The sequence below is a fragment of the Sneathiella sp. genome, assembly GCF_047631475.1.
Taxonomy (GTDB): Bacteria; Pseudomonadota; Alphaproteobacteria; order Sneathiellales; family Sneathiellaceae; genus Sneathiella.
In genome coordinates this window covers 35,941-46,582 of record NZ_JBLHZT010000032.1, presented here as the reverse complement: position 1 = coordinate 46,582, position 10,642 = coordinate 35,941, and the positions used below count along the sequence as shown (strand labels likewise).

At 48.4% G+C, this 10,642-nt stretch carries 10 protein-coding genes and 2 riboswitches; of the genes, 6 read left to right on the top strand and 4 right to left on the bottom strand.

Translation table 11 applies throughout. The annotated features are described in order from the left end of the window. Positions 1 to 130: 130 nt before the first annotated feature. Positions 131 to 880: a protein phosphatase CheZ gene (locus ACJAYR_RS13115; protein WP_415237017.1), complete on the top strand. Its 750-nt coding sequence runs from the start codon at positions 131 to 133 to the stop codon at positions 878 to 880. Here ACJAYR_RS13115 and thrB read toward each other — a convergent pair. Together thrB and ispH are read right to left on the bottom strand one after the other, a co-directional pair. Then, positions 877 to 1,851: a homoserine kinase gene (gene thrB, locus ACJAYR_RS13110; protein ID WP_415237016.1), complete on the bottom strand. Its 975-nt coding sequence runs from the start codon at positions 1,849 to 1,851 to the stop codon at positions 877 to 879. The genes ACJAYR_RS13115 and thrB overlap by 4 nt on opposite strands. 23 nt (positions 1,852 to 1,874) lie before the next feature. After that, positions 1,875 to 2,831: a 4-hydroxy-3-methylbut-2-enyl diphosphate reductase gene (gene ispH / locus ACJAYR_RS13105; RefSeq protein WP_415237015.1), complete on the bottom strand. Its 957-nt coding sequence runs from the start codon at positions 2,829 to 2,831 to the stop codon at positions 1,875 to 1,877. Between the two features lie 196 nt (positions 2,832 to 3,027). Here ispH and ACJAYR_RS13100 point away from each other — a divergent pair, with 196 nt between their 5' ends. Next, positions 3,028 to 3,597: a hypothetical protein gene (locus tag ACJAYR_RS13100; RefSeq protein ID WP_415237014.1), complete on the top strand. Its 570-nt coding sequence runs from the start codon at positions 3,028 to 3,030 to the stop codon at positions 3,595 to 3,597. Positions 3,598 to 3,641: 44 nt separating this feature from the next. Here ACJAYR_RS13100 and ACJAYR_RS13095 read toward each other — a convergent pair whose 3' ends face one another. Both ACJAYR_RS13095 and ACJAYR_RS13090 read right to left on the bottom strand, forming a co-directional pair. Beyond that, positions 3,642 to 5,051, bottom strand: coding sequence for a methyl-accepting chemotaxis protein (locus tag ACJAYR_RS13095; RefSeq protein ID WP_415237013.1), 1,410 nt, complete (start codon positions 5,049 to 5,051; stop codon positions 3,642 to 3,644). Further along, positions 5,026 to 5,547 (bottom strand): PAS domain-containing protein, encoded by a 522-nt coding sequence (locus tag ACJAYR_RS13090; RefSeq protein WP_415237012.1) that lies wholly within the window; start codon positions 5,545 to 5,547, stop codon positions 5,026 to 5,028. The genes ACJAYR_RS13095 and ACJAYR_RS13090 overlap by 26 nt, the downstream gene beginning before the upstream one ends. Positions 5,548 to 5,742: 195 nt before the next feature. Further along, positions 5,743 to 5,829, top strand: a riboswitch (glycine riboswitch). A 3-nt stretch (positions 5,830 to 5,832) separates the two neighbouring features. Further along, a riboswitch (glycine riboswitch) is annotated at positions 5,833 to 5,932 on the top strand. A gap of 60 nt (positions 5,933 to 5,992) precedes the next feature. Between ACJAYR_RS13090 and gcvT the strand changes: the two genes are divergently transcribed. The 4 genes from gcvT to gcvPB are packed head-to-tail and all read left to right on the top strand — an operon-like array spanning position 5,993 to position 10,418. Next, positions 5,993 to 7,102 carry a glycine cleavage system aminomethyltransferase GcvT gene (gene gcvT, locus ACJAYR_RS13085; protein ID WP_415237011.1) on the top strand — a complete coding sequence of 370 codons (1,110 nt, stop codon included), beginning with the start codon at positions 5,993 to 5,995 and terminating at the stop codon, positions 7,100 to 7,102. A gap of 42 nt (positions 7,103 to 7,144) precedes the next feature. Continuing rightward, the gene (gcvH, locus tag ACJAYR_RS13080) at positions 7,145 to 7,519 is read left to right on the top strand and encodes a glycine cleavage system protein GcvH (protein WP_415237010.1); all 375 of its coding nucleotides are present in this window, start codon (positions 7,145 to 7,147) and stop codon (positions 7,517 to 7,519) included. After that, a complete protein-coding gene (gcvPA, locus tag ACJAYR_RS13075) occupies positions 7,519 to 8,862 on the top strand; it encodes an aminomethyl-transferring glycine dehydrogenase subunit GcvPA (protein ID WP_415237009.1) in 1,344 nt (447 codons plus the stop codon). The genes gcvH and gcvPA overlap by 1 nt, the downstream gene beginning before the upstream one ends. Further along, positions 8,859 to 10,418 carry an aminomethyl-transferring glycine dehydrogenase subunit GcvPB gene (gene gcvPB / locus ACJAYR_RS13070; protein WP_415237020.1) on the top strand — a complete coding sequence of 520 codons (1,560 nt, stop codon included), beginning with the start codon at positions 8,859 to 8,861 and terminating at the stop codon, positions 10,416 to 10,418. The genes gcvPA and gcvPB overlap by 4 nt, the downstream gene beginning before the upstream one ends. Positions 10,419 to 10,642: the final 224 nt, after the last annotated feature.

Sequence of the window (10,642 nt, the reverse complement as noted above, 5' to 3'; positions counted from 1 at the left end):
CCCTTCCTAACACATTCATAGATAAAGGAGGTCTGTAAAATTTGATGCAATTAACAGAATATTAGGTGCTTTTTGTCAAAATCGAAGACTAGGAACAAAGTCTTAATAACGGTAACGGCTGGGAGCTCCCATGAGCACAACACAAAAGAAGATGTATTCTGCAGAAATCAGGCAGCTTCAAAAAGACGGCAACGAAACACAAAGTTCTGTCGTGGGTGAAGGAATAAGCCAGCAGCAATATCAGGAATTGCTGGATGCTATTAATTCTGTAAGAGAGGACATCAATAACGTTGATCCGTCTTCTGCTGCAACGGCGGCCGTCAATGAAGCCGTGATGGAAGATTTCAAAAAAGAATTCGCCGAATCGTTACAACTGAAAAGCGAGCTTGAAGAATTATCTCGGGTCATTCTCGATACCCGGCGCGAAATTGCATCTTTAAATGCTCATGATTCAGGCCCTAAAATTCATGCGATGACGGATCAGCTGGACGCCGTTGTTGGCGACACGGAAGGGGCGACTAACGCGATCCTTGAAGCGGTAGAGGTTATTGAAGACAAGAACGAAAGCCTTCAGCTAAACGCGACTGATCCTGATGAGATTGAAATAACCGAAGGCATTAGCAACGCGATTATGAAAATCTATGAAGCCTGTAACTTCCAGGACATTACAGGGCAAAGAATTTCCAAAGTCGTTGGCACGCTAAAATTTGTTGAAGACCGTATCGCAGCCATGATTGATATTCTTGGTGGCGATAGTGAATTGGCAGAGCTTGAAACAATCAATCAGCCCTCACGCATGGACGGCGAGGTTGAACTTAGTGGACCAACTGTCGAAGGCCACGAAATCAGCCAGGACGAAATTGACGCCCTGTTTGATTAAGGAAGGTCGATACCAAATTCTGCGACGGATTTTACATCTCTCAGAAAGCGGATTTTCTGTAAATATTCTGACGGGTCTTTTGGTTTTACCAAGGCCCCGTCAATCTGATTAATCCAGTCATACAACCGTGTTAGATAAAACCGCATTGCTGCCCCGCGAGATAAGAGAGGGAGGGCTTGAAGTTCGGTTTTTTCAAGTGGCCGGGCGCGTTGATAGCTGTTTAAAAGACGCCGGGCCTTTGTAATGTTAAAGCTCGCATCACTTTCAAAACACCATGCGTTCAGGCAGACAGCAATATCGTATGCCAGAAAATCATTGCAGGCGAAGTAATAGTCGATAACGCCGCTAACCTGACCGTTCAAAAAGAAGATGTTATCCGGAAACAGGTCCGCATGTATGACACCTTCTGGCAGATTTTCAGGCCAGTTTTTCTCCAAATCTCCAATTTCTGTGGAGATCTCGCTGATTTCCCGTTTTGAAATGAGGTCGATGCCCGTACTGGCAAGACTGGCCTCAAAAAGGGGACGCCAACTGTCAATGGTCAACGAATTGGGTCTTTGTATTTGAAAACCGTCACCCGCAATGTGTAAATCAGCCAGTGAACGCCCCAGCAGGGCACAGTGTTCAGGGGAAACGCGTCGCATCGACCGGCCTTCAAGAAATTCGATTAAGGCGGCAGGTTTACCCGCAACGCGGGACAGGCTTTCACCGGATTTGGTTTTAACCGGGCGCGGCGAAACATATCCATGATCTGCAAGATGCTCCATTAATCCGAGGAAAAATGGCAGGTCTTCTTCGTTTACCCGCTTTTCGTAGATCGTTAAAATAAAATGTCCTGTTTCTGAATGAAGCAAAAAGTTGGAATTTTCGACCCCCTCCGCGATCCCTTTACAGGACAGTATCTCGCCGATGGGATAATTCCCGGCAATCAGATCAAGATCATCGTCAGATATGTCGGTGTAAACAGCCATGGTGGTTCCAGCAATTCCTATTCTTATTCGCTCACATTTTCCAATTCGCGCGGAAGTTTGAACGTTACATGCTCTTCGGTTTTTACAACTTCTTTTATGGTCACGTCATACCGTTTGGCAAAGGCATCAGTTACCTCTTCAACAAGTGTTTCCGGGGCAGAAGCACCAGCTGTTATCCCAATCGTCTGGCAGCCTTCCAGATTGTCCCACGGAATGTCCGTCGCCCGTTGAACCAGTGATACATGCTGGCAGCCGATCTTTTTTGCCACTTCCACCAGACGCATAGAATTTGAAGAGTTTGGCGCACCGATGACCAGAATACCATCACATTGCGAGGCAAGTTCCTTTACCGCAGCCTGCCGATTGGTCGTCGCGTAACAGATGTCTTCTTTCTTGGGCGCTGCGATTGACGGGAAACGGCGGCTTAACGTCGCCACGATGTCTCTTGTTTCATCAACAGACAAGGTTGTTTGCGTCAAATAGGCAAGCTTTCCATCTATATTTTTTGGCTCGAATTTCTCGGCATCCGCAACCGTTTCGACCAGACTGATTTCTCCGGCGGCCAATTGTCCCATTGTGCCAATGACTTCCGGGTGCCCTTTATGGCCAATCAGAATAATTTCCTGTCCGTCCTTTTTGTGCCGTTCTGCCTCCCGGTGGACTTTGCTGACCAGTGGGCAGGTTGCATCAATGAAGAACATTTTCTTTGCTTCTGCCTCGGCTGGAACTGACTTTGCAACACCATGGGCGGAGAAAATGACAGGGACGTCAGCGGGGACATCTGACAGTTCATCAACGAAAACAGCCCCCTTTTTTTCCAGATTTTCAACCACATAACGATTGTGAACAATCTCATGGCGGACGTATACGGGAGCGCCATATTTTACCAACGCTTTTTCAACGATTTGAATCGCTCGATCAACGCCAGCACAAAATCCGCGCGGAGCGGCGAGAAGAAGAGTTCTTTTTTCACGTGTCATACCATCCACCTCCGGCAGAAATAGCTGATTTATTCCTGCTTTTCAGAATTATCCAGCAACAATGCGCCGCGTCGCTTGCTAAAAGGAGCCGTCCATCCTAAATTCGGCGAATTAGTACATCAATTTCCAGATGAACACCAGTGTGAGACGTACTAATCCGGTCATAGAATTTGGAATAATGAAAGAAAAGCAGGGTATGATACGTTTTTTCAGTCGCGGAAAACTTGTAGCTTCGATGATTTCACTGTCTTTGTTGAGCGCGTGTAGTGGATCCTTTGATGCGGCCCTCCCAGATATTTTTAATCCAAATAAAGTCGTCCTGCCGTGCCCTGCTGTTTCAGTTCTGCCAAATGCGGACACGATAACCGTTTTTCAGGAAGGCCCGGGCCGCGATCTTGTCGATGTCGAATATGAGGGAATTATTGCACCTGTCAGCGGGGAATGTTTTTATGAAAACGATGATACCGAACTGGTCGTGGAGTTAATTTTACGAATTGGTGCGATCAAAGGGCCCGCGGCGAAAAGCCAAACCCATACATTCCCGTTCTTCGTAGCGATAGCAGACAGCTCTCGTCGGATTTTGACAAAGAAGGTCCTGCAAAGTCCGGTAGAGGTTGCAGAAGGTCGGCGTCGAGGTGCTGTTCAGGAAGAAATTGTGCAACGAATCCCCTTGCCAACCAATCGGGACGGCCGTGATTACACGATCGTTTTAGGACTGCAACTCACCAAGGAAGAGCTGGAATATAACCGTAACAAGGTCAACTAGTTACGGCGCCGGATCGCGGACCCGCTGTTCAAAACGACTTATTGTCAAACGACCTTTCGAACATGTTCAAGGAAGGAAGAGACATTGTCTTCCAGCCCTTTTGAATGTTCCTGAAGGGCGTCGGCTTCGGTAAGTAGCTTTTTACTGGTGGCGGAGGTTGCCTCCGTCGATACTTTTACAGTCTTGATATTATTTGACACCGATACAGTGCTTTCAGAGGCACTGGCGACACTTTGCGCAATTTCCTGAGTGGCGGCATTCTGCTCATCCATGGCCGAGGAAATTGCGGTGACAGCATGGTTGATATCGCTGACCGATGAATTGATTGTCTCCATGGAAGAGACGGCTTCATCCGTCGCGTTTTGAATATCAATGATCTGCTTGCTGATATCTTCGGTTGCCTTTGCTGTTTGATTGGCCAGATTTTTAACTTCGTTGGCAACGACCGCAAAGCCCTTACCTGCATCGCCCGCCCGGGCGGCTTCGATGGTGGCATTCAAGGCCAGAAGATTTGTCTGACTGGCAATATCTTCAATCAGCTTCACAACTTCGCCAATCGATTGGGCGGCGAGCGCCAGACCTTTGATTTTCGTATTTCCGCTATCGGCCATTTGTGAGGCCGTTTGTGCATTTTCAAGGGAGTTCCGAACTTGTCGTCCGATTTCCTGAATAGAGGCTGACATTTCTTCTGCTGAACTTGCAACAGTTTGAACATTAGAGGAGGCACTTATCGCTGCGTTGTTGACATTATCGACCTGTGTTGCTGCATCACTTGCATGACTTGAAAGAATATCGGCTGAATGGTGCAACCCTTCGGCGCTCTCATATATTGATTTTGAGACGCTGCCGATTGTGTGTTCAAACTGATAAATGACATCGCTAAATTCATTCGTCCGATGCTCAAACATGTTTGTGCATTCATTAATGGTAGCAGCCGTGCGCTTGAACGCACCATCCATATCAAAATCAATAATTCGGCGGTAATATTTCTGGTCGGCCACATGTTGCATGGACGCCGCGGCTTCCCTCATAAAGGCATCGGTCCGATCTGCCAATTCATTAATGGACCACATCAATTCAGTGAGATCGGTGCCTTCTTCTATGTGGGAAATTCGGGCTTCAAAATCACCCGTAGCCAGTCGTTTGCAAATATTTTCAATTTTTTTGATTTCGTCAGCGGAATGGGAGGAGGTTTGAAACCCGGTATGGTTCATGTCGCCCGCCCGTGCTTCCAGCATCAATCTCATATTGTCCCGTTCCTGCGCCGCTTTTCGGGCGTCCAGTCTGAACTTAAATGCGACAACGGCCACTGCCGCCAAAGCACCGACAAATGCAATGGACATGAAGTTGAACGAATTTTGGGTAAACAGGTAAATCGCGAAAGCCGCACTGGTAAAAAGGACGGCTCCAATTACGGGCGAAATGGATTTAAAGAGAGAAGAGCCATTTGTCATAGTTGCCTCCTTGATCCTGGATAAATGTTGAGAGCAAGCCAAGGGAGGCATTTAATCCTTCTTTCGGCGACGAATGGGATTTCTCTTCGGCAACAAGTTTCTGATAGAAAGGGGCAATTATGTTGGTGACGATGTCCGGATCAACGGCCCGCCTGTTGGAATGGTATCCGACTGTGACGTCATCTTGAATAGAAGGGGTTACATGAGCGAAGACCCAGTAGTAATCACCGTTCTTGCACAAGTTTTTCACATAGGCAAAGACTTCATTGCCTTTTTCCAGCTGATCCCACAAAAAATGGAAAATCGCTCTTGGCATATCTGGATGGCGGATAAGGTTATGCTGGACACCAAGTAGTTCCGGTTCGGAAAAATCTGATATCTCCATAAATTTCCGATTGGCGTAGGTAATCTTACCACTTAGATCTGTCTTGCTGACAATGATTTCTTTTCTGCCAAGATGACGTTCCTGATCTGTGGGCGGAGTGTCTGGGCGCATTCTGTTTTAAACCATCTTTGTTTCACTGTTCTATTTCCCCACAGTGGCTTAAAATGGTTAATACTTAGTAATATTATTAATTTGCTGTTGTTTAAGTCAGCAAGAAATTTAAGTCTAAATGTTCTTAGTTCGTAGGAAGGCCGTTTGTTCGTTTGACAGAATGAAAAGCTTGGCTATTATCACGGCTTCATACAGATGATCCCTGCGGGAGAGATGGATTTGTCCATCGCCGAAGGAGCAACCGCCCCGGAAACTCTCAGGCACCCGGACCGCAGGGGGATGAAACTCTGGAAAGCAAATTACCGTTGGTAATTTCACCGAAGGGGTAAGCGTTCGAATCCAGTAGGATTCGCAACGTCAAATCTCTCAGGTCCTTAAGACAGAGGGGGTTGCTTTCGGTACAAGTGTATCGCGGCATAACCTCTTTGCTGGATTGAGATTTCTTATGGTAAACACTTCTGATGTTAATCGGACCGTTCTTTACGACCTTCATGTAGAGCTAGGCGCCAAAATGGTCCCGTTTGCCGGGTATGATATGCCTGTGCAATATCCTGATGGAATTATGAAGGAACATTTACAAACCCGCGAATCTGCCGGGTTGTTTGATGTGTCTCATATGGGGCAGGTAGTGATCACCGGGAACGATCCTGCAAAATCCATTGAAAAGCTTGTGCCCGGCGATATCCAGTCCCTTAAGACCGGTGAAATGCGCTACAGCTTTTTTACAAATGAGCAGGGCGGTATTCTGGATGATCTTATTATCACGCGCCGCGAGAATGATCTGTTTGTTGTGGTGAATGCTGCCTGCAAAGAACAGGATATTGCCCTTTTAAAAAACGGATTGGCGGGCGAGGCCGTTGTTGAAGAGCTGACAAACCGGGCTCTTGTTGCTTTGCAGGGCCCAAAAAGTGCCACCGTTTTAACGCGCTTTAATCCGGAAGTGGCGACTATGCCATTTATGAGTTTCAAGGAACTCGAGATCGATGGCGTCCCGTGTTTTGTAACCCGGTCAGGGTACACAGGTGAAGACGGATACGAAATTTCAATTCCAAATGAAAACGCCGTTGCAATTTGCAAGAAACTCCTCGCAGAGACGGAAGTCGACCCCATTGGTTTGGGTGCGCGCGATTCCTTACGTTTGGAGGCAGGCCTGTGTTTGTATGGCCATGACTTGACAACGGAAACAACTCCCGTGTCGGCGGGTCTGTTGTGGGCAATCAGCAAACGGCGACGGGAAGAAGGCGGATTTCCAGGCGCCGATACTATTGTAAAAGAAATTGCGGACAAGCCTGCCATGAAACGCGTTGGAATTCTGCCTGAAGGGCGGGCACCCGCAAGAGAACATACAGAAATTGCGGATATGGACGGAAATGTTGTCGGCGAGATTACATCCGGCGGGTTTGCGCCCAGCCTGCAGGCACCGATTGCAATGGGCTATGTTCCTTTGGCACTCGCAGCCGCGGGAACAGAAGTTCAACTTATTATACGCGGAAAAGCAAGGGCGGCAAAAATCGTCAAGATGCCGTTTGTCGAACAAAGATATTACCGGGGCTAGGCCCTCAAACCTGAAAATTTAGATTGAATTTGGGAAAATCAGATGAGCATTAAATATACCAAAGATCACGAATGGATTTCCATTGAGGGTGACATTGCGACCGTTGGCATTAGTGATTACGCACAGCAGCAACTGGGCGATGTCGTTTTTGTCGAAGTCCCCGAAGTAGGCGCTAACCTTGGAAAAGGGGACGAACTTGCTGTTGTTGAAAGTGTTAAAGCAGCATCAGAAGTTTATGTTCCTGTTGCCGGTGAAGTTGTTGAGGTGAACGGTGATCTTGAAGAAACACCGTCTTTAGTAAATGACGAAGCGTTGGGCAGCGGCTGGTTTGCAAAGCTTAAAGTGGCGGACGCCTCTGATCTGGACGATCTGATGGATGAAGATGCGTACAAGTCTTATATTGAAGGTCTTGGCTAATGAGATATATGCCGCATACCGCTGCCGAGAGGCAGGCGATGCTGGAAAAAATCGGTGTTGGGTCGGTTGATGATCTCTTCGTTGATATTCCAGAGGACGCGAGACTGAAAGGCCTGCTGGATTTGCCAAAGCATGCACCCGAGATGGATGTGGATGCGCAGATGCAAGCCTATGGCGCGAAAAGTCTTTCGCCGACAAAAGCACCTTTTTTTCTGGGGGCCGGTGCGTATCGACATCACGTTCCTTCGGTTGTTGATCATTTGATTCAGCGATCTGAATTTCTGACTGCCTATACGCCCTATCAGCCGGAAATCAGTCAGGGAACGCTTCAGGCGCTGTTTGAATTTCAAAGTCAGGTGGCATTGATCACCGGAATGGATGTGGCAAATGCTTCCATGTATGACGGCGCAACATCCTGTGCGGAAGCCGTCTTGATGGCATGTCGCGTGACACGGCGCAAAAAAGCAATCCTGTCCGGTAATCTGCATCCGCATTACCGAGAAGTTACTCAGACAACGCTGCAATATACTGATTTTGAAGCTGTGGAATATCCAACAGTCCCAATGGGAGATGAGGATTACACAGCAGGTCTTGGAAAAGATATTGCCTGTGTTGTTGTTCAGAACCCGGACTTCTTTGGTCGTTTGCAGGATCTAAGTGACCTTGCGGAGCAGTGCCACGAAGTAGGCGCATTGCTGGTCGTTGTTGTGAACGAAATTGTATCGCTTGGCGCGGTAACACCTCCCGGTGACATGGGGGCTGATATTGTTGTGGGTGAGGGGCAGTCTATTGGTGTTCCTTTGTCTTATGGGGGACCTTATGTTGGTCTGCTTGCAACGCGCGATAAGTTTGTCCGGCAGATGCCCGGCCGGCTGTGCGGCGAAACAACCGATCAAGAGGGAAAACGTGGTTTTGTTTTGACCCTTTCGACGCGGGAGCAGCATATCCGCCGTGAGAAGGCGACCAGTAATATCTGTACCAACGCTGGTTTGTGTTCGTTGGCATTTAGCATTCACATGAGCCTTCTGGGAGAAACTGGTTTTGCCAAACTTTCAGAAATCAATCATGGTGAAGCGGTTACGGTCGCTGAAGCCATTGATTCTTTGGAAGGTTTTGATGTTCTGAACGACACTTTCTTCAATGAATTTACCGTGAAATTACCGTGTTCTGCCGAAAAAGCTGTCGAAGCGATGGCCGACAAGGGAATTTTGGGGGGCGTCCCCGTCTCTCGGCTTATCCCCGGAAATGCCGCGCTGGACAACCTGCTGCTCGTTGCCGTCACGGAAACAGTAAAAGCAGCCGATGTTGAAAAGTTGGTTTCTGCCTTGAAGGAGCTTGTCTGATGCTAAACAATGTTGGACGTCCGACCCGTCCGGGTGAATTGGATGAGGCACAGGCCGTTTCTGATACCTTCACGGGAAACCGGGCGCTTAATCTCGAAACACCTCTCATTTTTGAGCAAGGGGTTACTGGCCGCGTTGGTGTTGATTTGCCGGAACCGAAAAAGGTAAAATCCCGTCTTGGGGGGCTGGGTCGCAAAAAAGCGACCGGACTACCCGATTTGTCAGAACCGCAGGTTCTTCGTCACTATGTCCGGTTAAGCCGCCAAAATTATTCCATTGATGCAGGTTTTTACCCTCTGGGTTCCTGCACGATGAAGCATAATCCGCGCATCAATGAAAAAGCAGCGCGGATTGCCGGTCTTGGCGATATCCATCCTTTACAGCCAGTAAGCACTGTTCAAGGCGCGCTTGCCCTTATTGATGATTTGGGTCATTGGCTGAAAACCATAACCGGTATGCCTGCCGTTGCCATGTCTCCTGCAGCAGGCGCCCATGGTGAGTTATGCGGTGTTATGGCGATCAGGGCTGCGCATGAAGCAGCCGGAGAAGGCGCGCAACGGAACCGCATTCTTGTTCCTGAGTCAGCACATGGTACCAACCCTGCTACCGCAGCTTTATGCGGATATAAGGTTGACGCTGTGCCCGCAAGGGCTGACGGTCGCATGGATATGGAGGCCTTTAAAGCCAAGCTGGGACCTGATGTTGCGGGTGTCATGCTGACCAATCCAAACACCTGCGGCCTGTTTGAAAATGACGTCAAGTTGATTGCCGATCTGGTGCATGAAGCAGGCGGGTATTTTTATTGTGATGGTGCAAACCTGAATGCCATTTTGGGCCGGACCCGTCCGGGCGATCTTGGTGTTGATGCGATGCATATCAATCTGCACAAAACCTTCTCTACGCCTCATGGCGGTGGTGGCCCGGGTTCAGGCCCAGTTGTGCTATCTGATGCCTTGGCGCCTTATGCTCCTGTTCCATACGTGGTCAAGGACGACAGCGGATATAGGCTTCAGGAACATGTGGAGGGGAATGCGGAAAATAGCTTTGGACGCATGAAAACCTACCATGGACAGATGGGTATGTTTATCCGGGCGCTGGCCTACATGCTTAGCCATGGCTCAGATGGACTGCGGCAGATTGCCGAAGATGCCGTTCTGAACGCCAACTACATTCGCGCTGGCTTAAACGATGTATTGCATGCACCCTTTGATGGAGTTTGCATGCATGAAGCGTTGTTCGATGACAGTACTTTGAAGGACACTGGTGTTACGACACTGGATCTGGCAAAGGCGATGATCGATGAAGGATATCATCCGATGACGATGTATTTTCCTTTGGTTGTTCATGGTGCGATGCTGATTGAACCGACAGAAAGCGAAAGCAAGGAAACATTGGATCTGTTTATCGGGAGCATGCGTTATCTGATCGATAAGGCAAAAACCAGCAATGATCCGACTGTTTTTTCTCAGTCTCCGCAATATGCGCCGAGGCGTCGCCTGGATGAAACAGGGGCAGCCCGGAAACCGATTTTGAGATGGAAACCATCTGAACAATAAGATCGGTTAAGAACCTGCAACGCTCCGCCATTTTTTGGCGGGGCGTTTTTTTGTGGAATGGCCAACAGGGGCCAAGTTTATCCCCTTTTTGGTCGGGAGAGGGAAGTGGATGCCAAGCAGCGCCATTGGGCGCTCATTCGCGCTTTAACGCGGTTCTATGAATGGATTTCAAGGCGGTAACACTCAGCCACCTATTTCCAATGGTCTTTGTTTAAAGGGAAAGA

Coding starts and splice junctions, on each gene's coding strand:
- ispH (WP_415237015.1), bottom strand. CDS start 2,831: ATGACACGTGAAAAAAGAACTCTTCTTCTCGCCGCTCCGCGCGGATTT.
- gcvH (WP_415237010.1), top strand. CDS start 7,145: ATGAGCATTAAATATACCAAAGATCACGAATGGATTTCCATTGAGGGT.
- ACJAYR_RS13115 (WP_415237017.1), top strand. CDS start 131: ATGAGCACAACACAAAAGAAGATGTATTCTGCAGAAATCAGGCAGCTT.
- ACJAYR_RS13100 (WP_415237014.1), top strand. CDS start 3,028: ATGATACGTTTTTTCAGTCGCGGAAAACTTGTAGCTTCGATGATTTCA.
- gcvPA (WP_415237009.1), top strand. CDS start 7,519: ATGAGATATATGCCGCATACCGCTGCCGAGAGGCAGGCGATGCTGGAA.
- thrB (WP_415237016.1), bottom strand. CDS start 1,851: ATGGCTGTTTACACCGACATATCTGACGATGATCTTGATCTGATTGCC.
- ACJAYR_RS13095 (WP_415237013.1), bottom strand. CDS start 5,051: ATGACAAATGGCTCTTCTCTCTTTAAATCCATTTCGCCCGTAATTGGA.
- ACJAYR_RS13090 (WP_415237012.1), bottom strand. CDS start 5,547: ATGCGCCCAGACACTCCGCCCACAGATCAGGAACGTCATCTTGGCAGA.
- gcvT (WP_415237011.1), top strand. CDS start 5,993: ATGGTAAACACTTCTGATGTTAATCGGACCGTTCTTTACGACCTTCAT.